At 67.2% G+C, this 19,178-nt stretch carries 24 protein-coding genes; 11 read left to right on the top strand and 13 right to left on the bottom strand.

Annotated features, from left to right (window positions below):
* The 5 genes from PSEWESI4_RS25100 to hutG all read left to right on the top strand — a co-directional run.
* A partial coding sequence (locus PSEWESI4_RS25100) for a hypothetical protein (protein ID WP_235978851.1) occupies positions 1-117 on the top strand: 117 nt, incomplete at its 5' end.
* Between the two features lie 2 nt (positions 118-119).
* Positions 120-1,652, top strand: a complete 1,533-nt coding sequence (hutH, locus tag PSEWESI4_RS00275) for a histidine ammonia-lyase (protein ID WP_187669189.1) — start codon at positions 120-122, stop codon at positions 1,650-1,652.
* A gap of 73 nt (positions 1,653-1,725) precedes the next feature.
* Complete coding sequence (locus PSEWESI4_RS00270) at positions 1,726-3,120, top strand: amino acid permease (protein ID WP_187669188.1); 1,395 nt, start codon at positions 1,726-1,728, stop codon at positions 3,118-3,120.
* A 176-nt stretch (positions 3,121-3,296) separates the two neighbouring features.
* Positions 3,297-4,505 (top strand): imidazolonepropionase, encoded by a 1,209-nt coding sequence (gene hutI, locus PSEWESI4_RS00265; RefSeq protein ID WP_187669187.1) that lies wholly within the window; start codon positions 3,297-3,299, stop codon positions 4,503-4,505.
* Positions 4,498-5,301 (top strand): N-formylglutamate deformylase, encoded by an 804-nt coding sequence (gene hutG / locus PSEWESI4_RS00260; RefSeq protein WP_187669186.1) that lies wholly within the window; start codon positions 4,498-4,500, stop codon positions 5,299-5,301. The genes hutI and hutG overlap by 8 nt, the downstream gene beginning before the upstream one ends.
* 47 nt (positions 5,302-5,348) lie before the next feature.
* On the opposite strand, the gene PSEWESI4_RS00255 is transcribed toward hutG, so the two are convergent.
* On the bottom strand, positions 5,349-5,780 hold the full coding sequence (locus PSEWESI4_RS00255; protein ID WP_187669185.1) for a hypothetical protein: 432 nt from the start codon (positions 5,778-5,780) through the stop codon (positions 5,349-5,351).
* An 81-nt stretch (positions 5,781-5,861) separates the two neighbouring features.
* On the opposite strand from PSEWESI4_RS00255, the gene pip reads away from it, so the two are divergent.
* The 5 genes from pip to PSEWESI4_RS00230 all read left to right on the top strand — a co-directional run bounded on the left by pip (position 5,862) and on the right by PSEWESI4_RS00230 (position 10,097).
* Positions 5,862-6,833: a prolyl aminopeptidase gene (gene pip, locus PSEWESI4_RS00250; protein WP_187669184.1), complete on the top strand. Its 972-nt coding sequence runs from the start codon at positions 5,862-5,864 to the stop codon at positions 6,831-6,833.
* On the top strand, positions 6,830-7,267 hold the full coding sequence (gene dtd / locus PSEWESI4_RS00245) for a D-aminoacyl-tRNA deacylase (protein WP_187669183.1): 438 nt from the start codon (positions 6,830-6,832) through the stop codon (positions 7,265-7,267). The genes pip and dtd overlap by 4 nt, the downstream gene beginning before the upstream one ends.
* A gap of 262 nt (positions 7,268-7,529) precedes the next feature.
* Complete coding sequence (locus PSEWESI4_RS00240; protein WP_187669182.1) at positions 7,530-8,321, top strand: transporter substrate-binding domain-containing protein; 792 nt, start codon at positions 7,530-7,532, stop codon at positions 8,319-8,321.
* An 86-nt stretch (positions 8,322-8,407) separates the two neighbouring features.
* On the top strand, positions 8,408-9,370 hold the full coding sequence (locus PSEWESI4_RS00235) for an amino acid ABC transporter permease (RefSeq protein WP_187669181.1): 963 nt from the start codon (positions 8,408-8,410) through the stop codon (positions 9,368-9,370).
* On the top strand, positions 9,363-10,097 hold the full coding sequence (locus tag PSEWESI4_RS00230) for an amino acid ABC transporter ATP-binding protein (RefSeq protein WP_187669180.1): 735 nt from the start codon (positions 9,363-9,365) through the stop codon (positions 10,095-10,097). The genes PSEWESI4_RS00235 and PSEWESI4_RS00230 overlap by 8 nt, the downstream gene beginning before the upstream one ends.
* A 166-nt stretch (positions 10,098-10,263) precedes the next feature.
* On the opposite strand, the gene PSEWESI4_RS00225 is transcribed toward PSEWESI4_RS00230, so the two are convergent.
* The 3 genes from PSEWESI4_RS00225 to PSEWESI4_RS00215 form a co-directional block, all read right to left on the bottom strand.
* Entirely contained in the window at positions 10,264-10,683 is a 420-nt protein-coding gene (locus PSEWESI4_RS00225; protein WP_187669179.1) for a UPF0158 family protein, read from the bottom strand.
* 59 nt (positions 10,684-10,742) lie between these two features.
* A complete protein-coding gene (locus tag PSEWESI4_RS00220; protein WP_187669178.1) occupies positions 10,743-11,330 on the bottom strand; it encodes a 2-hydroxychromene-2-carboxylate isomerase in 588 nt (195 codons plus the stop codon).
* A 274-nt stretch (positions 11,331-11,604) separates the two neighbouring features.
* Entirely contained in the window at positions 11,605-12,333 is a 729-nt protein-coding gene (locus PSEWESI4_RS00215; RefSeq protein ID WP_187669177.1) for an SDR family oxidoreductase, read from the bottom strand.
* A 111-nt stretch (positions 12,334-12,444) separates the two neighbouring features.
* Between PSEWESI4_RS00215 and PSEWESI4_RS00210 the strand changes: the two genes are divergently transcribed.
* Entirely contained in the window at positions 12,445-12,936 is a 492-nt protein-coding gene (locus tag PSEWESI4_RS00210; RefSeq protein WP_187669176.1) for a winged helix-turn-helix transcriptional regulator, read from the top strand.
* Between the two features lie 115 nt (positions 12,937-13,051).
* Here PSEWESI4_RS00210 and PSEWESI4_RS00205 read toward each other — a convergent pair whose 3' ends face one another.
* The 9 genes from PSEWESI4_RS00205 to ubiE form a co-directional block, all read right to left on the bottom strand.
* Positions 13,052-13,759, bottom strand: a complete 708-nt coding sequence (locus PSEWESI4_RS00205; RefSeq protein ID WP_187669175.1) for a 16S rRNA (uracil(1498)-N(3))-methyltransferase — start codon at positions 13,757-13,759, stop codon at positions 13,052-13,054.
* Positions 13,756-14,547: a twin-arginine translocase subunit TatC gene (gene tatC / locus PSEWESI4_RS00200; RefSeq protein ID WP_187669174.1), complete on the bottom strand. Its 792-nt coding sequence runs from the start codon at positions 14,545-14,547 to the stop codon at positions 13,756-13,758. Before tatC ends, PSEWESI4_RS00205 begins: the two co-directional genes overlap by 4 nt.
* Complete coding sequence (gene tatB / locus PSEWESI4_RS00195) at positions 14,544-14,897, bottom strand: Sec-independent protein translocase protein TatB (RefSeq protein WP_187669173.1); 354 nt, start codon at positions 14,895-14,897, stop codon at positions 14,544-14,546. The genes tatC and tatB overlap by 4 nt, the downstream gene beginning before the upstream one ends.
* A gap of 1 nt (position 14,898) precedes the next feature.
* Positions 14,899-15,150 carry a twin-arginine translocase TatA/TatE family subunit gene (locus tag PSEWESI4_RS00190; RefSeq protein WP_187669172.1) on the bottom strand — a complete coding sequence of 84 codons (252 nt, stop codon included), beginning with the start codon at positions 15,148-15,150 and terminating at the stop codon, positions 14,899-14,901.
* Positions 15,151-15,172: 22 nt separating this feature from the next.
* A complete protein-coding gene (locus PSEWESI4_RS00185; RefSeq protein ID WP_187669171.1) occupies positions 15,173-15,508 on the bottom strand; it encodes a phosphoribosyl-ATP diphosphatase in 336 nt (111 codons plus the stop codon).
* On the bottom strand, positions 15,501-15,902 hold the full coding sequence (gene hisI, locus PSEWESI4_RS00180; protein WP_187669170.1) for a phosphoribosyl-AMP cyclohydrolase: 402 nt from the start codon (positions 15,900-15,902) through the stop codon (positions 15,501-15,503). Before hisI ends, PSEWESI4_RS00185 begins: the two co-directional genes overlap by 8 nt.
* Positions 15,903-16,048: 146 nt before the next feature.
* Positions 16,049-17,653, bottom strand: a complete 1,605-nt coding sequence (gene ubiB, locus PSEWESI4_RS00175) for a ubiquinone biosynthesis regulatory protein kinase UbiB (RefSeq protein WP_187669169.1) — start codon at positions 17,651-17,653, stop codon at positions 16,049-16,051.
* Positions 17,650-18,273, bottom strand: a complete 624-nt coding sequence (locus tag PSEWESI4_RS00170; RefSeq protein WP_187669168.1) for a ubiquinone biosynthesis accessory factor UbiJ — start codon at positions 18,271-18,273, stop codon at positions 17,650-17,652. The genes ubiB and PSEWESI4_RS00170 overlap by 4 nt, the downstream gene beginning before the upstream one ends.
* Complete coding sequence (gene ubiE / locus PSEWESI4_RS00165) at positions 18,273-19,043, bottom strand: bifunctional demethylmenaquinone methyltransferase/2-methoxy-6-polyprenyl-1,4-benzoquinol methylase UbiE (protein WP_187669167.1); 771 nt, start codon at positions 19,041-19,043, stop codon at positions 18,273-18,275. The genes PSEWESI4_RS00170 and ubiE overlap by 1 nt, the downstream gene beginning before the upstream one ends.
* Between the last annotated feature and the right edge of the window lie 135 nt (positions 19,044-19,178).

Raw genomic sequence — 19,178 nt, 5'->3', positions numbered from 1 at the left:
ACCAACGACCCGGGTACTGGTGTCATGCGCCACGCCGACGCCGGCTACCAGATCGCCATCGACTGCGCGAAAGAGCAGGGCCTGAACCTGCCGATGATCACCGGCAAGGAGGCTTGAACATGACCGCACTGCACCTGATTCCCGGCAAGCTGACCCTGGCCCAGTTGCGCGCCGCCTACCGGCAGCCCGTCCGGCTGACCCTGGACGTGTCCGCCGATGCGCCCATCGAGGCCAGCGTCGCCTGCGTCGAGAACATCATCGCCGAGGGGCGCACCGCCTACGGCATCAACACCGGCTTCGGCCTGCTGGCCTCGACCCGCATCGCCCCGGCGGACCTGGAGAAGCTGCAGCGTTCGCTGGTGCTGTCCCACGCCGCCGGCGTGGGCGAGGCGCTGGACGACGCCATGGTCCGCCTGATCATGCTGCTCAAGGTCAACAGCCTGGCGCGTGGCTTCTCCGGCATCCGCCGCAAGGTGATCGACGCCCTGGTGGCGCTGATCAACGCCGAGGTCTACCCGCACATCCCGCTCAAGGGCTCGGTGGGCGCCTCGGGCGACCTGGCGCCGCTGGCGCACATGTCCCTGGTGCTGCTCGGCGAGAGCAAGGCGCGCCACAACGGCCAGTGGCTGCCGGCCACCGAGGCCCTGGCGGTCGCCGGCCTGGAGCCCCTGACGCTGGCCGCCAAGGAGGGCCTGGCCCTGCTCAACGGCACCCAGGCGTCCACCGCCTACGCCCTGCGCGGGCTGTTCGAGGCCGAGGACCTGTTCGCTGCCGCCACCGTCTGCGGCAGCCTCAGCGTAGAGGCCATGCTCGGCTCGCGCTCGCCCTTCGACGCACGCATCCACGCCGCCCGTGGCCAGCGCGGCCAGATCGACGTCGCCACCGCCTACCGCGACCTGCTCACCCCGAGCAGCGAGATCGCCCGCTCCCACGAGAAGTGCGACAAGGTACAGGATCCCTATTCGCTGCGCTGCCAGCCCCAGGTGATGGGCGCCTGCCTGACCCAGTTGCGCCAGGCCGCCGAAGTGCTGGAGATCGAGTCCAACGCGGTGTCCGACAACCCGCTGGTGTTCGCCGAGCAGGGCGACGTGATCTCCGGCGGCAATTTCCACGCCGAGCCGGTGGCCATGGCCGCCGACAACATCGCCCTGGCCATCGCCGAGATCGGCTCGCTGTCCGAGCGCCGCATCTCGCTGATGATGGACATGCACATGTCCCAGTTGCCGCCCTTCCTGGTGGAGAACGGTGGGGTCAACTCCGGCTTCATGATCGCCCAGGTCACCGCCGCCGCCCTGGCCAGCGACAACAAGGCCCTGTCCCATCCGGCCAGCGTCGACAGCCTGCCCACCTCGGCCAACCAGGAGGACCACGTGTCCATGGCGCCGAACGCCGGCAAGCGCCTCTGGGCAATGGCTGACAACGTGCGCGGCATCCTCGCCATCGAATGGCTGGGCGCCTGCCAGGGCCTGGACTTCCGTACCGGCCTGAAGACCTCGCCGAAGCTGGAGGAGGCCCGTGGCCTGCTGCGGGCGCGGGTGCCCTACTACCAGGAGGACCGCTTCTTCGCCCCGGACATCGAGGTCGCCAGCGACCTGCTGGCCGACGGCTGCCTGAATGCGCTCATGCCGGCCGGCCTGCTGCCGAGCCTGTGAGCCTTCGCGGCCGCCCCGGGGCAGGGGCGGCCACTTCCTGGTGCACTACAAGAACAATGAGGAATGCAAGGGAATGACCACCCAACCTGGTTTGCAGCGCGGGCTGAGCGCGCGCCACATCCGCTTCATAGCCCTGGGGTCGGCCATCGGCACGGGGCTCTTCTACGGTTCCGCCTCGGCCATCCAGATGGCCGGTCCGGCGGTGCTGCTGGCCTACCTGATCGCTGGCGCGGCGGTGTACATGGTGATGCGCGCGCTCGGGGAAATGGCGGTCCGCAACCCGGTGTCCGGCTCCTTCGGCCAGTACGCCAGCAGCTACATCGGACCGCTCGCCGGCTTCATCACCGGCTGGACCTACGCCTTCGAGATGATCATCGTCTGCCTCGCCGACGTGACCGCCTTCGGTATCTACATGGGCTTCTGGTTCCCCGAGGTGCCACGCTGGATCTGGGTGCTGTCCATCGTGTTCTTCATCGGCGCGCTCAACCTGTGCAACGTCAAGGTGTTCGGCGAGCTGGAGTTCTGGCTGTCGCTGATCAAGGTCGGCGCCATCGTCGCCATGATTCTCGGGGGCTTTGGCATCATGCTGTTCGGCTTCGGCCTAGCCGAGTCCGGCGCGGCCACCGGCGTCGAGAACCTGTGGGCGCACGGCGGCTTCATGCCCAACGGCCTGGGCGGGCTGATCGCCTCCTTCGCGGTGGTGGTGTTCGCCTTCGGCGGCATCGAGATCATCGGCATCAGCGCCGGCGAGGCCAAGGACCCGCAGCGGGTGATCCCGCGCGCCATCAACGCCGTGCCGGTGCGCATCCTGCTGTTCTACGTGCTGACCCTGTTCGTGCTCATGGCGATCTTCCCCTGGCCGCAGATCGGCAGCCAGGGCAGTCCCTTCGTGCAGATCTTCGACAGCCTGGGCATCGGCTCGGCCGCCGCGATCCTCAACCTGGTGGTCATTTCGGCGGCGATCTCGGCGATCAACAGCGACGTCTTCGGCGCCGGCCGCATGCTCTACGGCATGGCCCGGCAAGGCCAGGCCCCGGCCGGCTTCGCCCAGGTGTCGCGCCACGGCGTGCCCTGGCTGACAGTGGTGGTGATGGCCGCCGCCCTGCTGGTGGGCGTGCTGCTGAACTACCTGATCCCGGAGAACGTGTTCCTGCTGATCGCTTCCATCGCCACCTTCGCCACCGTCTGGGTCTGGCTGATGATCCTGCTCGCCCAGGTGGGCATGCGCCGGAGCATGAGCCGCGAGGAGGTCACCGCGCTGAAGTTCCCGGTGCCCTTCTGGCCCTTCGCGCCGGCCGCTGCGATCGGCTTCATGCTGTTCATCTTCGGCGTGCTCGGCTACTTCCCGAAGACCCAGCCGGCGCTCTGGGTGGGCCTGGTCTGGATCGGCCTGCTGGTCCTCGCCTACTGGCGCTGGGTGCGGCCGGCAAGCCTGGGTCAGCGCGACCTGGCGGCCCAGGTTGACTGAGGCGTCCGGGCGGCGCGCCTATCCTTGCGGGTAGCGGGTGGGCGCGCTTCCCGTTCCACGGAAACCTGGCCCTTCCCCGGCGGGAAGGGCCGCGTCATTGATCGAGAGGAGTCCATGCAATCTCTCATACGTTCCACCACCACCGGCTGCGCGGCGGATATTTCAGGAGACCGCTCATGAAACAGCTCTGGCACAACTGTCACGCCGCCACCCTGAAGGGTGGCAAGTACGCGGTCATCGAGGATGCCGCGATCCTCACCGACGGCGTCCATATCGCCTGGATCGGCCCCCGCACGGAAGCGCCCATCGAAGGGCATGACGCCAGCCACGACCTCGATGGCGCCTGGGTCACGCCGGGGCTGATCGACTGCCACACCCACCTGGTGTTCGGCGGCGACCGCAGCGGCGAGTTCGAGCAGCGCCTGGAGGGCGTCAGCTACGCGGAGATCGCCGCCCAGGGCGGCGGCATCGCCAGCACCGTGCGCGCTACCCGAGAGGCCGCCGAGGACGAGCTGCTGGCCAGCGCCCGGCGCCGCGCCCGGCAACTGCTGAACGATGGCGTCACCACCCTGGAGGTGAAGTCCGGCTACGGCCTGGACCTGGCCAGCGAGGGCAAGATGCTGCGCGTCGCCCGCCGCCTGGGCGAGGAGCTGCCGGTGACGGTGCGCACCACCTGCCTGGCGGCCCACGCGCTGCCGCCGGAATACGCGGGGCGGGCCGACGACTACATCGATCTGGTCTGCGCCGAGATCCTCCCGGCGCTGGCCGGCGAAGGGCTGGTGGACGCGGTGGACGCCTTCTGCGAACACCTGGCGTTTTCCCCGGCGCAGGTCGAGCGGGTGTTCCAGGCGGCGCAACGCCTGGGGCTGCCGGTGAAGCTGCACGCCGAGCAACTGTCGTCGCTGCACGGTTCCAGCCTGGCGGCGCGCTACGGGGCGCTGTCCGCCGATCACCTGGAGTTCATGACCGAGGAAGACGCCATCGCCATGGCCGCCGCCGGCACCGTCGCGGTGCTGCTGCCGGGCGCTTTCTTCATGTTGCGCGAAACCCAGTTGCCGCCCATCGACGCACTGCGCAGGCACGGCGTGGCCATGGCCGTGGCCAGCGACCTCAACCCCGGCACCTCGCCGGCGCTGTCGCTGCGCCTGATGCTGAACATGGCCTGCACGGCGTTCCGGCTGACCCCGGAAGAGGCGCTGGCCGGCGTCACGCTCAATGCGGCCAGGGCGCTGGGGCTGGGCGACAGCCATGGCAGCCTGGAGCCGGGCAAGGTCGCCGACTTCGTCGCCTGGGACATCCGTCGCCCGGCGGAGCTGGCCTACTGGCTCGGTGGCGACCTGCCGAAACGTGTCATCCGTCACGCAGAGGAAGTCTTCCGTGGATAATGTTCTTTCCTTCACCCGCGGCCGAGTGCCGCTGCTGATCAGCATGCCCCACCCCGGCACGCGCCTGACCCCGGCGGTCGAGGCCGGCCTGGTGGACGAGGCACGCGAACTGGCCGATACCGACTGGCACATCCCGCGCCTCTACGATTTCGCCGGGGAGCTGGGCGCCAGCGTGCTCGCCGCGCAGTACTCGCGCTACGTCATCGACCTGAACCGCCCGGCCGACGACAAACCGCTGTACGCCACCGCCACCACCGGCCTGTACCCGGAAACCCTGTTCGACGGCCGCCCGCTGTACCGCGAAGGCATGACGCCCTCGAAGGAGGAGCGGGCGCGCTACCTGGCCGAGGTGTGGACGCCGTATCACCGTACCCTGGCCGACGAACTGGAGCGGATCAGGGCCGAGTTCGGTTATGCGCTGCTGTGGGACGCCCACTCGATCCGCTCGCAGATCCCCCACCTGTTCGAAGGCCGCCTGCCGGACTTCAACCTCGGCACCAACGCTGGGGCCAGTTGCGACCCGGAACTGGCCGCGCGCCTGGAAGCGGTTTGCGGCAAGGCCGAAAGCTACAGCCACGTGCTCAACGGCCGCTTCAAGGGCGGCCACATCACCCGCCACTACGGCCAGCCGCAGCGGAACGTGCATGCCGTGCAACTGGAGCTGTCGCAGCGCAACTACATGGACGAAAGCGCGCCCTTCGCCTACCGCGAGGGCCTGGCCGCGCCGACCCGCGAGGTGATCCGCGCGCTGCTGGAAACTCTGCTGGCCTGGGGGCAGGAGCGTTACGGGCGGTAGGTGGGGTTTGGTGGGCTGAAGCCCACCAGAACGAAGGCGGTCGAACGCTATTCCCATTCCACCCGCGCCAGCTTCCAGTCGCCGTCTTCCATCCACCATTCCAGCTTCACGTCATACAGGCGCGCGCTGTCGGGGATCAGCCCCTCGGCGCCGGTGACGCCGACCTTGGCCTCGGTGTAGCCCTTGCTGGTGATGGCCGGGTCAAGCCAACTGCGCTTGGTGGGAGCGATGATCTGGATGTTCCTGTAGCGCAGGAACAGCATCGTCATGGTGCTCCGGGCCCAGTCGCGGTCGTGGGCTTGCAGGGCGCGGAAGTCGCCGGCCAACTGGTCGAGCACGGCGCTGGTCTTCTTCGCTTCGATGTTGTCCTGCAATTGCTGCACGGCGGCCTCCAGCGAGGCCTGCGGATCGTCGCGCCCGCAGCCGGCGAGCAAGGCGAAGGCAAGCAGAAGGGGAAGGGTGAAAATCCTTGGCGACATGCTGAACTCCTTTTTCATGGTTATGATGGCCCGATTGGACCAGCCATCCGGCACCCTACAAAAAGCAGACGGGAGCGCGCCATGCAGACATTGTTTCCGGAGATAAAGCCCTACGCCCGCCACGAGTTGGCCGTAGAGGCGCCGCATGTCCTCTACGTGGACGAAAGCGGTTCGCCGGACGGCCTGCCGGTGGTGTTCATCCACGGAGGCCCGGGCGCCGGCTGCGATGCCGCCAGCCGCCGCTACTTCGACCCCAACCTGTACCGCATCGTCACCTTCGACCAGCGCGGCTGCGGGCGCTCCACCCCGCACGCGAGCCTGGAGAACAACACCACCTGGCACCTGGTCGCCGACCTCGAACGCATTCGCGAGCACCTGGGAATCGACAAGTGGGTGCTGTTCGGCGGCTCCTGGGGCTCGACCCTGTCGCTGGCCTACGCGCAGAGCCATCCCGAGCGGGTCCATGCGCTGATCCTGCGCGGCATCTTCCTGTGCCGTCCGCAGGAGATCCACTGGTTCTACCAGGAGGGTGCCAGCCGGCTGTTCCCGGACTACTGGCAGGACTACCTGGCGCCGATCCCGCAGGATGAGCGCGGCAACCTGGTCGAAGCCTTCTACAAGCGCCTCACCGGTCCCGACCAGATCGCCCAGATGCACGCCGCCAAGGCCTGGTCGACCTGGGAAGGGCGCACCGCCACCCTGCGTCCCAATCCGCTGGTGGTCGACCGCTTCAGCGAGCCGCAGCGCGCCCTGTCGATCGCCCGCATCGAGTGCCACTACTTCATCAACGACGCCTTCCTCGAACCCGACCAGTTGCTCCGCGACATGCACAAGATCGCCCACCTGCCGGGCATCATCGTGCACGGCCGCTACGACGTGGTCTGCCCGCTGGACAATGCCTGGGCGCTGCACCAGGCCTGGCCGAACAGCGAGTTGCAGATCATCCGCGACGCCGGCCACGCCGCCTCCGAGGTCGGCATCGCCGACGCCCTGGTGCGCGCCGCCAACCAGGTCGCCCGCAACCTCCTGGACCTGCCCCCGGAAGACGCATGAAGGCACTGATCCAGCGCGTCTCCGGTGCACGCGTCGAGGTGGCGGGGGAGATCGTCGGAGCCATCGACCGGGGCCTGCTGGCACTGGTCGGTGTCGAACCGCAGGACAACCCGGAAGCCGTGCGCAAGATGCTGCACAAGCTGCTCAACTACCGGGTATTCGCCGACGACGACGGCAAGATGAACCGCTCGCTGAAGGATGTCGGCGGCGGCCTGCTGCTGGTCTCGCAATTCACCCTGGCCGCCGACACCCGCAGCGGCCTGCGCCCGAGCTTTTCCAGCGCCGCGCCGCCGGCCCTGGGCGAGGAGCTGTTCGACGCGCTGGTGGTGCTGGCCCGCGAGCAGCATCCGCAAGTGGCCACCGGACGTTTCGGCGCCGGGATGCAGGTGCACTTGGTCAATGATGGTCCGGTGACTTTCCTGCTCGAGGTCTGAACGGCGCGAGGGCTTTCCTCAGTCTGAATTCAGACTCTGCCCAGGCGATGGGTTGTCACCCATCCTACGGGGCTGCTCGAGGTATGGGCCGTAGGGGCAATCCGTCACCATCCTCCGCCCGGGCTGACCGGCAGGTCATCCGCCTGGCGCCTTTCTTGCTTTCCTGTGGCTCGCCATCTTTGCCGATGCCGGTTAGCATTCGCCGTCATTTTTTGCCGGTGGCACCAAGAACCACCCCAAATCACCCATTCGAGGATCCGCAATGAAGAAGTTTCTTGCCAGCCTGCTGCTCTCCGCCTGCACCCTGGGCGGCCTGGCCCATGCGGGCATGGTCGATGACGCAGTCAAGCGCGGCACCCTGCGCGTTGGCATGGACCCGACCTACATGCCCTTCGAGATGACCAACAAGCGCGGCGAGATCATCGGTTTCGAGGTCGACCTGCTCAAGGCCATGGCCAAGTCCATGGGCGTCAAGCTGGAGCTGGTGTCCACCGCCTACGACGGCATCATCCCGGCGCTGCTCACCGACAAGTTCGACATGATCGGCTCGGGCATGACCCTGACCCAGGAGCGCAACCTGCGCATCAACTTCTCCGAGCCCTTCATCGTGGTCGGCCAGACCCTGCTGATCCGCAAGGACCTGCAAGGTGAGATCAAGTCCTACAAGGACCTCAACGACGCCAAGTACCGCATCACCTCGAAGATCGGCACCACCGGCGAGATGGTCGCCAAGCGGCTGATCGCCAAGGCCAAGTACAACGGCTTCGACAACGAGCAGGAAGCGGTGATGGACGTGGTCAACGGCAAGGCCGACGCGTTCATCTACGACGCGCCCTACAACGTGGTGGCGGTGAACAAGGCCGGCGCCGGCAAGCTGGTGTTCCTCGACGAGCCCTTCACCTTCGAACCGCTGGCCTTCGGCCTGAAGAAGGGCGACTACGACAGCCTCAACTGGGTCAACAACTGGCTGCACCAGATCCGCAACGACGGCACCTACGATCGCATCCACACCAAGTGGTTCAAGAAGAACGACTGGCTGAAAGAGATGGAATAAAAGCCGCTGGAGGCTGAAGGCTGGACGTTCACCGTTCGTCCAGCCTTCAGCGCTTTCTTCGGCTTTTTCTCATCGAGGCTTTCCCCGTGACGAAAAACAAGCGTTCCAATTGGCCCTGGCACGTGCTGACCGGCGTGATCCTCATCGCGCTGGCCTACGGCCTGTGGTTCTCCACTTCGCTGATTTCCTACGAATGGCGCTGGAACCGCGTGCCGCAGTACTTCGCCTACCAGGCCGAGGAGGCGCAGCGCGCGACCGACTACGGCAGCGTCGCCTCCATCGTCGAACAGGGTGACCGCGCGCTGGTGACCTTGAGCAACGAAAGCGGCGGTGAGACGCAACTGAGCGTGGCCCGGGACAGCCTGCACGTCTCCGAGGGCGACGACGTCAGCGAGGGCGACGAGATTGGCGTGACCCGCCACTGGGCCGCCGGGCCGCTGCTCTGGGGCCTGTGGACCACGCTGTGGATCTCCGTGCTGTCCGGCGCCTTCGGCCTGGTGATCGGCCTGTTCACCGGGCTCTGCCGGCTGTCGAAGAACCCGACGCTGCGCGACCTGTCGACCCTCTACGTCGAGCTGGTGCGCGGTACGCCGCTGCTGGTGCAGATCTTCATCTTCTACTTCTTCATCGGCACGGTGCTGAACCTGTCCCGCGAGTTCGCCGGGGTGGCGGCGCTGGCGCTGTTCACCGGCGCCTACGTCGGCGAGATCGTCCGCGCCGGCGTGCAGTCGATCGCCAAGGGGCAGAACGAGGCGGCCCGCTCGCTGGGCCTGAACGCGCCGCAGGCGATGCGCCATGTGATCCTGCCGCAGGCCTTCAAGCGCGTGCTGCCGCCGCTGGCCGGGCAGTTCATCAGCCTGGTCAAGGACACCTCGCTGGTCTCGGTGATCGCCATCACCGAGCTGACCAAGAGCGGCCGCGAGGCGATCACCACGTCGTTCTCGACCTTCGAGATCTGGTTCTGCGTGGCGGCGCTGTACCTGGTGATCAACCTGCCGTTGTCGCAGATCGCCAACCGTCTGGAGCGGAGGCTCGCGCAAAGTGATTGAAGTCCGTGACCTGGTAAAAGTCTTCGATGCCCGCGGCCACGAAGTGCGCGCGGTGGACAACGTCTCGACCTCGGTGGCCAAGGGCGAAGTGCTGGTGGTGATCGGCCCGTCCGGCTCCGGCAAGTCGACTTTCCTGCGCTGCCTCAACGGGCTGGAGGAGCTGGATTCCGGCTCGGTGAGCATCGACGGCATTGACCTCGCCAACCCGAAGACCGACGTCAACGCCTATCGCCGCGAGGTCGGCATGGTGTTCCAGCACTTCAACCTGTTCCCGCACATGACCGTGCTGGAGAACCTCTGCCTGGCGCAGAAGGTGGTGCGCAAGCGCGGCAAGGCCGAGCGCGAGGCCAAGGCCCGTGCGCTGCTGGCCAAGGTCGGCATCGCGCAGAAGGCCGACGAGTATCCGTCGCGGCTGTCCGGCGGCCAGCAGCAGCGGGTGGCTATCGCCCGCGCGCTGTGCATGGATCCCAAGGTGATGCTGTTCGACGAGCCGACCTCGGCGCTCGACCCGGAAATGGTCGGCGAAGTGCTCGACGTGATGAAGCAACTGGCGGTGGAAGGCATGACCATGGTCTGCGTCACCCACGAGATGGGCTTCGCCCGCGAGGTGGCCGACCGCGTGCTGTTCTTCGACCACGGCAAGCTGCTCGAGGACGCGCCGCCGGCGCAGTTCTTCGCCCAGCCGCGAGACCCCCGGGCCCAGGCGTTCCTGCGGCAGGTGCTGTAAAGGCTGGCGCACGCTTGTCATTGGTTCCCCGCGTTCGCGGGGACGACGCAGGCAGTATCGATCACGCTCTTGTCATTCCCGCGCACGCGGGAGTCCAATCGACCGTCGCAATCCGGCTCCCCGCGTTCATGGGGATGGCGGGACTGGTAACCCACCATGAGCGACCTTACGGAGCAGCGAAGCTCCGGGCCGGCCGCAGGTCGTTCTCCTCCAGCCAGTCCACGGCCAGTTCGCGCAACCGCGTGGCTTCGAAGTCGAGCCAGGCCTGCTCCAGCTCCGGGTATTCCGCCAGGGCGTACTTGAAGGCGCGGAACGGTTTGCGCCCGGCCAGGGCATGCTCGAGGGTGGTATAGGCGTGGGGATGGTCGACCGTGGAGATGAATGCTTCCATCACCCGGTAGTCATCCCGCGAATCCAGCGTTTCGATGGCCAGGTAGCGGTCGGGCTCGGTTTCCAGCCCCTTTTCCAGTTCGGGGTCGTCATAGAACGGCAGCACCCGGCCGGTATGCAGGTCGAGGTAGAAATCCACGCTGCGGTTGTTCATCGCCAGGGTCAGCTCGTCGAGATCGATGGTCAGCGGGCGCATGGCCGGTCCCTCCAGCAATGAAGATATCGGCCAATCCTACCGCGTTGCCGGGGCGATGTTCAGCGTGCCAACGCTTCGGCGACGAAATCCAGGCGATCCTGGCCGAAGTACAGCTCGCCGTCGACGAAGAAGCTCGGTGCGCCGAACACGCCGCGCTCGATGGCTTCCTGGGTGGTGGCCTTGAGGCGTTCCTTGACCGCCTCGTCGTTGATCCGCCGCTCGAAGTCGGCGGGATCGAAGCCGGCGGCGCCCAGCACGTCAGCCACCACCTCGGGGCGTCCCATGTGCTTCTGCTCGACCCACATGGCCTGGAACACGGTCTCCAGGTAGTCGTGGAAGCGCGGGTCGCCCTCGAAGCCGGCGGCGCCGCGCATCAGGTGCAGGGTGTTGATCGGGAAGTGCGGGTTGAAGCGCAGCGGCACCCCGTAGCGCTCGGCGAAGCGCGCCAGGTCGCGGAGCATGTACGGGCCCTTGGCGGGAATCTCGACCGGCGACTTGTTGCCGGTGGCCTTGAACACTCCGCCCAGCAGGAACGGCCGCCAGACGATCCCGGCGCCGGCCTCGGCGGCGATCTTCGGTAGCTGGGTCCAGGCCAGGTAGGAGGTGGGGCTGCCGAAATCGAAGAAGAATTCCACGGTCTTGCTCATGTTGTTGTCCTTGTTTTCTCAGGTGGGTGGCGTGGGGGCAGGAGCTGTTATCAATTCCGCTCCCTCACCCCCGGCCCCTCTCCCGGAGGGAGAGGGGAGCATCTGTGCGTGCCGTCGGACTCCATGTTTTCCTGCAGCGCCATTCTGCCCTCTCCCTTCGGGAGAGGGTTGGGGTGAGGGGCCGGGTTTCCGATACCAAACACGCCTACGCCGGGATCATGGCTGTCCATGCGCTTGTTTGGCCTCAGTGCCGGGCGCACGGCGCACCCTACGCTCAGAACGTTTCGCTCCACGGCCGCAGGTCCAGCTCGTGAACCCAGCAGTCGCGCGGCTGGCAGTGGATCTGCCAGTAGGTGTCGGCGATGTGTTCGGGGTTGAGGATGCCGTCCTGCTCCTTGCGCTCGTAGAGCTCGGGGAAGGTGTCGCGGATGAAGGCGGTGTCGATGGCGCCGTCGATCACCGGGTGGGCGACGTGGATACCCTGCGGACCCAGTTCGCGGGCCATGCTCTGGGCCAGGGCGCGCAGGGCGAACTTGGCGCTGGCGAACGCGGCGAAGCCGGCGCGGCCGCGCAGCGAGGCGGTGGCGCCGGTGAAGATGATGGTGCCGCGACCGCGCGGCAGCATGATCTTGGCGGCTTCGCGACCGGTGAGGAAGCCGGCCAGGGTGGCCATCTCCCAGACCTTGCGATAGACGCGCTCGGTGGTTTCGGTGATGGAGAATTGCACGTTGGCGCCGATGTTGAACACCACGACTTCCAGCGGGCCGATCTCGCGCTCGATGGTGCCGAACATCTCCAGCACCTGCTCCTCGACCCGCGCATCGCAGCCGAACGCCCGTGCCTCGCCGCCGGCGGCCTGGATCTCGGTGACCAGTGGCTCCAGCTTGTCGGCGTTGCGCCGTGCCACGCAGGCGACATAACCCTCGCGGGCGAAGCGCCTGGCGATCGCTCCGCCGGTGGCATCGCCGGCTCCCACTACCAGTACCGCCTTGCGTTCGGCCATGGCCGTTCCTCCTGTTCTTATCGGTTCTGTTTTGGAACTGGCATGGATAGTCAGTTCCTTTTTGGAACCTGTCAAGCTAGAGTAGCGCCATTACCCGATGGAGGGCCGGACATGCGCTGGGAAGAACTCGACCAACAACCCTGCTCGCTGTCGCGCACCCTGGCGGTGGTTGGCGACCGCTGGACCCTGCTGGTGCTGCGCGAGGCGTTCCTCGGCGTGCGCCGTTTCGAGGATTTCCAGCAGCGCCTGGGCATCACTCGCCACGTGCTGGCCGACCGGCTGAAGACCCTGGTGCAGGCGCAGGTGCTCGACAAGGTCGTCTACCAGGAACGCCCGCGCCGCGAGGATTACCGCCTGACCGCGCGTGGTCGCGAGCTGCACCCGGCGATCCTCGCCCTGGTCAACTGGGGCGACCGCCACCTGGCCGGCCCCGAGGGCGCGCCGATCCGCCATGTGCACAAGGGCTGTGGGCAGGTGATGCACGGCGTACTGGTCTGCTCGGAATGCGGCGAGCCGCTGCTGCCGCAGGACGTCGAACTGCGCGAGGCGCCGGCCTACGAGGGGCAGTTGTTGCCGCCGCACTGGCATCGCCAGGTGCCGTAGTAGGGTGCGCCGTGCGCACCGACGAGAAGGCGACGCAGTGTCGTAGGGTGGGCTTCAGCCCACCAAGCGGAGTCGAGTTCTTTTTTGGTGGGCTGAAGCCCACCCTACGGGGGATTCAGAACAGCCGCGCCAGCAGCGCCGGCACGGCGGTTTCCACGCGCAGGATGCGCTCGCCGAGCTGGACCGGTTGTAGGCCGGCTTCGCGGAGCTTGTCCACTTCGTAGGGGATCCAGCCGCCTTCCGGGCCGATGGCCAGGGTCACCGGGCGTTCCACCGCGCGTGGGCAGGGTGGATGGTTGCCGGGATGGCCGACCAGGCCCAGGGTGTCTTCCGCCACGGCCGGCAGGCGGTCTTCGACGAAGGGTTTGAAGCGTTTCTCGATGCTGACCTCGGGCAGCACGGTATCGCGCGCCTGCTCCAGGCCGAGGACGAGTTGTTCGCGGATCGCTTCCGGCGTGAGGAAGGGGGTCTGCCAGAAGCTCTTTTCCACCCGGTAACTGTTGAGCAGTATCAGGCGCGGCACGCCCATGGCGGCGACGGTCTGCAGCACGCGCTTGAGCATTTTCGGGCGCGGCAGGGCGAGCAGCAGGGTGAGCGGCAGCTTGGCCGGCGGCGGGGTGTCGAGTCGTACCCGCAGTTCCGCTTCGTCGGCTTCCAGGCGCAGCAGGGTGCCGCTGCCCATCAGCCCGCCGAGGCGGCCGACGCGCAGGCTGTCGCCACTCTCGGCCTGGTGCACCTCGTGCAGGTGGCGCAAGCGACGACCGCGCAGTACGGCGCGGTCGTCGGCGACGAAGTCGGCGTCTTCCAGCAGCAGCAGGTTCACGGTTGCACGGAGGGCGGCTGGTCCTGCGGCGGGGCTTCGTCGGCAGGGTGCTCGTGGCGCTTGCGGATCAGGCTGCCGGCGAGGATGCCCAGCTCGAACAGCAGCCACATGGGCACCGCCAGCATGGTCTGCGAGAACACGTCCGGCGGGGTGAGGATCATGCCGACCACGAAGCAGCCGATGATCACGTAGGGACGGATCTTGCGCAGGTAGTCGACGTCGACCACGCCGATCCAGATCAGCAGCACCACCGCCACGGGGATCTCGAAGGCCACGCCGAAGGCGAAGAACAGGGTCATGACGAAGTCGAGATAGCTCGAGATATCGGTCATCATCGACACGCCTTCCGGGGTCACGCTGGCGAAGAAGTGGAAGATCACCGGGAACACCAGGAAGTAGGCGAAGGCCATGCCGCCGTAGAACAGGATGATGCTGGAGATCAGCAGCGGGATGGCGATGCGCTTCTCGTGCTTGTACAGGCCGGGCGCGATGAAGCCCCAGATCTGCTGGAGAATCACCGGCATGGCGAGGAACAGCGCCACCATGGCGGTCAGCTTGAACGGCGTGAGGAACGGCGAGGCGACGTCGGTGGCGATCATCGTCGCGCCTTCCGGCAGGTACTTGCGCAGCGGCGCGGAGACCAGGGTGTAGATCTGCTGGGCGAAGTAGAACAGCCCGAGGAAGATCAGGAACACCGCGCCCACGCAGCGCAGCAGGCGGGTACGCAGTTCGGTGAGGTGCGAGACCAGGGGCATTTCCTGGTCGTCTTCGGGTTTCGAATCGCTCATGGGGTACGCGGCGGCTGGGGCGCTTCGGGTTGGGCGGTCGACGCCGGGGCGGGAGTCACGGGCGGCGGGCTTTCCGGCTCGGCGGTGCCCGGCGTGGAGACCGGCGGCGGGGCGATCTTGTTCTTCAGTTCCTGCTCCATGGCGAGGATCTGCTCGTTATGCAACTGGCGGCGGATCTCGTCGGCGCCGATCTCGCGCTCGACCTCCTGCTTGATGGCGTTGAAGCTGCGTTTCAGACGGCCGATCCACAGCCCGGCGGTACGCGCCGCGCCGGGCAGGCGTTCGGGGCCGAGCACCAGCAGGGCGACCAGGCCGACCAGCAGCAGCTCGCTGAAGCCGATACCGAACATTTCAGTCCTTCTTCACCGGCTCTTCGACCTTCTGCGCCTGGGCGTCGATGGTCTGCGGCTGGTTCAGCGGCGCGCTCGACTGTGCGGGCTGGGCCGGCTGCTCGGGCTTGGTCTCTTCCTCGTTCATGGCCTTGCGGAAACCCTTGATGGTCTCGCCCAGGTCGCTGCCGAGGTTCTTCAGTTTCTTGGTTCCGAACACCAGGACCACCACGATGAGGATGACCACCCAGTGTTTCCAATCGAAAATGCCCATTCGTTTGTCCTCGCTGATTGTTTTATGCGGAGGGTGTGCGGGCGGCCTTCTCGGCATGCCCGGACAGCCCGAAGCGCCGCTCCAGTTCGTCCAGCACGGCCTGCGGATGCTGGCCGAGGGCGGCGAGCATGACCAGGCTGTGGAACCACAGGTCGGCGGTTTCGTAGATCAGGTCCTTGCTGTCGCCACCGGCGGCGACGTCCTTGGCGGCGAGGATGGTTTCCACCGCTTCCTCGCCGACCTTCTCCAGGATCTTGTTCAGGCCCTTGTGGTACAGGCTGGCCACGTAGGAGCTGTCCGGCGCCGCGCCCTTGCGCGACTCCAGCACCTCGGCCAGGCGGGTCAGGGTGTCACTCATGGGCGTGTCCCGTGTGGTAGATGGCGTGCGGGTCCTTGAGCACCGGGTCGACGGTTTTCCAGGCGCCGTTCTCGAAGACCCGGTAGAAGCAGCTTTCCCGTCCTGTGTGACAGGCGATGCCGCCAAGCTGCTCGACCATGAGGACGATCACGTCGGCGTCGCAGTCCAGGCGCAGTTCGTGGAGCTTCTGCACGTGGCCGGATTCCTCGCCCTTGCGCCACAGCCTGCCACGCGAGCGCGACCAGTAGATGGCACGCTGCTCGCTGGCGGTCAGCGCCAGCGCCTCGCGGTTCATCCAGGCCATCATCAGCACGCGGCCGGTCTTGTGGTCCTGGGCAATCGCCGGCACCAGGCCGTCTTCGTTCCAGTTGATTTCGTCTAGCCAGTCGGTCATTCGCGGTTCCGCCCGTCGGGGCCGGTTCGTGGGGCGGGCCGGGCGGCGTTCCGCCCCTGTCCACCGGAAGGTCTGGTGAACTTCAGCAGAATCCCGCCCGGTCCACCTTGCATTGGATCAAGTTTGCCAGCCATGGCCGCAACTGGCTATCGGCGCAGCACCAGATACAGCCCGGCGGCGGCCATCAGCCAGGCCGGCCAGGCGCTGACAGCCAACACCGGGCCGCTGGCGGCGAGCACGCCGGCGCCTCCCAGCAGCAGCGCGCCGGACAGGCGCAGCAGCCAGGTGTCGCGCGGTCGCGCACGCGGCGGCTGCGGGTCTTCGAGGTGCGGTTGCGACAGGCGTTCGAGCAGGTCGCGGGTCATATGGGCCAGGTGCGGCACCTGTTCCACCTGGCTCTGCAGGTTGCCGAGCAACTGGCGCGGGCTGACCCGTTCGCGCATCCAGCGCTCCAGGAAGGGCGCGGCGGTGCTCCACAGGTCGAGGTCCGGGTACAACTGGCGGCCGAGCCCTTCGATGTTGAGCAGGGTCTTCTGCAGCAGCACCAGTTGCGGCTGGATTTCCATGTTGAAGCGCCGCGCGGTCTGGAACAGGCGCAGCAGCAACTGGCCGAAGGAGATGTCCTTGAGCGGGCGTTCGAAGATCGGTTCGCAGACGGTGCGGATCGCCGCCTCGAAGTCGTTGACCCGGGTGCCCGCCGGCACCCAGCCGGAGTCGATGTGCAGTTGCGCCACCTTGCGGTAGTCGCGCTTGAAGAAGGCGATCAGGTTGCGCGCCAGGTAGTCCTGGTCCTCGGGGGTGAGGCTGCCGACGATGCCGCAGTCGATGGCGATGTACTGCGGGCTCCACGGCGTGCGGGTGCTGACGAAGATGTTGCCGGGGTGCATGTCGGCGTGGAAGAAGCTGTCGCGGAACACCTGGGTGAAGAAGATCTCCACGCCGCGCTCGGCGAGCATCTTGAGGTTGGTGCGCTGGTCGGCGAGGCTTTCCATGTCGGTCACCGGCACGCCGTAAATGCGCTCCATCACCAGCACCTTGGGCCGGCACAGGTCCCAGTAGACCTGCGGCACGTAGAGCAGCGGCGAGCCGTCGAAGTTGCGCCGCAACTGGCTGGCGTTGGCCGCCTCGCGGAGCAGGTCGAGCTCGTCGTAGATGGTCTTCTCGTAGTCGCTGACCACTTCCACCGGGTGCAGGCGGCGGGCTTCGGTGGAAATCCTCTCGGCCAGCCGGGCGAGCAGGAACAGCCAGGCCAGGTCGGCGCGGATCACCGGCTTGAGGCCGGGACGGATCACCTTGACCACCACTTCCTCGCCGCTGCGGAGCTGCGCGGCGTGAACCTGGGCGACCGAGGCGGAGGCCAGCGGCTGGCTGTCGAAGTGGGCGAACAGGCTGTTCACCTTGGCGCCGAGCTGTTCCTCGATCAGCGCCACCGAGCGCTCGGGATCGAAGGGCGGCACTTGGTCCTGCAACTTGGCCAGTTCGTCGGCGATGTCCGGCGGCAGCAGGTCGCGGCGGGTCGAGAGCAACTGACCGAACTTGATGAAGATCGGCCCGAGGTCCTGCAACGCCAGGCGCAGGCTCTCGCCACGCGAAAGCTGCAGTTGCCGGCGCGGCAGCCAGCGCCAGGGCAGCAGGAAACGCGTGGCGGCGAGCCACCAGGGCAGCGGCAGGCCGAACAACAGGTCGTCGAGGCGGTAGCGGATGACCACGCTCTGGATGGTCAGCAGACGGCGGACGGCAAGCAGCTTCATGCAGGGTTGTCGGATCGGGAGGTGGATGAGAGACGGTCGACGCGCGCCTCGAGGCGGTCGAGCGCGAGTTTGAGGCGGTCCAGTTCGGCGAAGCGGGCTTCGGCTTCCTGGCGGCCGACCAGGCTGCGCGACTCTTCGCTGAGGTAGTCGGCGAGGCTCTGCTTGATGCTGTCCAGGCCGTGCCCGGCCCAGCGCGCGCGCATCCTGATGTGGCCGGCGAGCAGCGGCGTGGCCAGCGGGCCGAGCCAGCGCGACAGCTCGTACTCCCAGTCCAGTTCGAGGTCCTGGAGGATGCCGGCGAGTTCCATCAGCAGGGCGCTGTCGCCGTCCAGCTCGACTTCCGGGCCGTGCAGCACGCCGGTCTTGTCGCTGCTCAACGCCAGGCGCAGCAGGCTGCTGGCCGGCGCTCTCAGGTAGCAGTCGGCGGGCGCTTCCCAGCGTGCGGCCAGGCGCAGGCCGTCGGCGGAGGGCAGCAGGAACAGTTGCAGCGCCGGGGCGCGGCAGTCGACGGCGATCACCCGGCCGGCCAGTGGCGCCAGGCGCGGCAGGGCGGTGGCGTCCATGCGCAGCACGCGATTGAGGCCGGCTTCGACGCCGGCCAGCACGGCCTGGGTCAGCATCAGGGCTTGATGCCGCGGTGCAGGGCGACGATGCCGCCGGTCATGTTGTGGTAGGTGACGCGCTCGAAACCGGCATCGACCATCATCCCCTTCAGGGTTTCCTGGTCCGGGTGCATGCGGATCGACTCGGCCAGGTAGCGGTAGCTCTCGGCGTCGTTGGTGACCAGCTTGCCCATCAGCGGCAGCAGGGTGAAGGAGTAGGCGTCGTAGGCCTTGCCCAGCAGGTTGCTGGTGGGCTTGGAGAACTCCAGCACCAGCAGGCGGCCACCCGGCTTGAGCACGCGCAGCATGGAGCGCAGGGCGTCTTCCTTGTGGGTGACGTTGCGCAGGCCGAAGGCGATGGTCACGCAGTCGAAGTGGTTGTCGGGGAACGGCAGCTTTTCCGCGTCGGCCTGGACGAAGCTGACGTTGCCGGCGACGCCGCTGTCGAGCAGCTTGTCGCGGCCGACCTTGAGCATCGAGGCATTGATGTCGGCCAGCACCACTTCGCCGCTCGGGCCGACCAGCCGCGAGAACTGGCGGGTCAGGTCGCCGGTGCCACCGGCGATGTCCAGCACGCGGTTGCCCGGGCGCACGCCGGACAGCTCGATGGTGAAGCGCTTCCACAAGCGGTGGACGCCGCCGGACATCAGGTCGTTCATCAGGTCGTACTTGGCCGCCACCGAATGGAACACCTCGGCGACCTTCCCGGCCTTCTGGCTCTCCGGCACGCTCTGGTAGCCGAAGTGGGTAGTGGGTTCGGCATCGCTGCCTTTGCGCGGATCGTTCATGAGGCTGTCACCGGAAAGAGAATGCCGGGCATTCTAAACCCAAAAAGCCGGTAAGGGCGCTGGAGGCTGGAAGGCTGAACGAAAAGGCGGCTTGGGGTGGTGTGGGCGTCCCCCTCGCTCGTTCGCTTTTGTAGG

Source organism: Zestomonas carbonaria (assembly GCF_904061905.1).
GTDB classification, from domain to species: domain Bacteria; phylum Pseudomonadota; class Gammaproteobacteria; order Pseudomonadales; family Pseudomonadaceae; genus Aquipseudomonas; species Aquipseudomonas carbonaria.
Note: the sequence above shows the minus strand (reverse complement) of the source record. Positions and strands in the feature narration are given on the sequence as shown.

What these genes read in the sequence shown, in the direction of transcription:
- hutH (WP_187669189.1), top strand. Translation starts at nt 120, where the DNA reads ATGACCGCACTGCACCTGATTCCCGGCAAGCTGACCCTGGCCCAGTTG.
- PSEWESI4_RS00270 (WP_187669188.1), top strand. Translation starts at nt 1,726, where the DNA reads ATGACCACCCAACCTGGTTTGCAGCGCGGGCTGAGCGCGCGCCACATC.
- hutI (WP_187669187.1), top strand. Translation starts at nt 3,297, where the DNA reads ATGAAACAGCTCTGGCACAACTGTCACGCCGCCACCCTGAAGGGTGGC.
- PSEWESI4_RS00255 (WP_187669185.1), bottom strand. Translation starts at nt 5,780, where the DNA reads ATGTCGCCAAGGATTTTCACCCTTCCCCTTCTGCTTGCCTTCGCCTTG.
- pip (WP_187669184.1), top strand. Translation starts at nt 5,862, where the DNA reads ATGCAGACATTGTTTCCGGAGATAAAGCCCTACGCCCGCCACGAGTTG.
- dtd (WP_187669183.1), top strand. Translation starts at nt 6,830, where the DNA reads ATGAAGGCACTGATCCAGCGCGTCTCCGGTGCACGCGTCGAGGTGGCG.
- PSEWESI4_RS00240 (WP_187669182.1), top strand. Translation starts at nt 7,530, where the DNA reads ATGAAGAAGTTTCTTGCCAGCCTGCTGCTCTCCGCCTGCACCCTGGGC.
- PSEWESI4_RS00225 (WP_187669179.1), bottom strand. Translation starts at nt 10,683, where the DNA reads ATGCGCCCGCTGACCATCGATCTCGACGAGCTGACCCTGGCGATGAAC.
- PSEWESI4_RS00220 (WP_187669178.1), bottom strand. Translation starts at nt 11,330, where the DNA reads ATGAGCAAGACCGTGGAATTCTTCTTCGATTTCGGCAGCCCCACCTCC.
- PSEWESI4_RS00215 (WP_187669177.1), bottom strand. Translation starts at nt 12,333, where the DNA reads ATGGCCGAACGCAAGGCGGTACTGGTAGTGGGAGCCGGCGATGCCACC.
- PSEWESI4_RS00210 (WP_187669176.1), top strand. Translation starts at nt 12,445, where the DNA reads ATGCGCTGGGAAGAACTCGACCAACAACCCTGCTCGCTGTCGCGCACC.
- tatC (WP_187669174.1), bottom strand. Translation starts at nt 14,547, where the DNA reads ATGAGCGATTCGAAACCCGAAGACGACCAGGAAATGCCCCTGGTCTCG.
- tatB (WP_187669173.1), bottom strand. Translation starts at nt 14,897, where the DNA reads ATGTTCGGTATCGGCTTCAGCGAGCTGCTGCTGGTCGGCCTGGTCGCC.
- PSEWESI4_RS00190 (WP_187669172.1), bottom strand. Translation starts at nt 15,150, where the DNA reads ATGGGCATTTTCGATTGGAAACACTGGGTGGTCATCCTCATCGTGGTG.
- PSEWESI4_RS00185 (WP_187669171.1), bottom strand. Translation starts at nt 15,508, where the DNA reads ATGAGTGACACCCTGACCCGCCTGGCCGAGGTGCTGGAGTCGCGCAAG.
- hisI (WP_187669170.1), bottom strand. Translation starts at nt 15,902, where the DNA reads ATGACCGACTGGCTAGACGAAATCAACTGGAACGAAGACGGCCTGGTG.
- ubiB (WP_187669169.1), bottom strand. Translation starts at nt 17,653, where the DNA reads ATGAAGCTGCTTGCCGTCCGCCGTCTGCTGACCATCCAGAGCGTGGTC.
- PSEWESI4_RS00170 (WP_187669168.1), bottom strand. Translation starts at nt 18,273, where the DNA reads ATGCTGACCCAGGCCGTGCTGGCCGGCGTCGAAGCCGGCCTCAATCGC.
- ubiE (WP_187669167.1), bottom strand. Translation starts at nt 19,043, where the DNA reads ATGAACGATCCGCGCAAAGGCAGCGATGCCGAACCCACTACCCACTTC.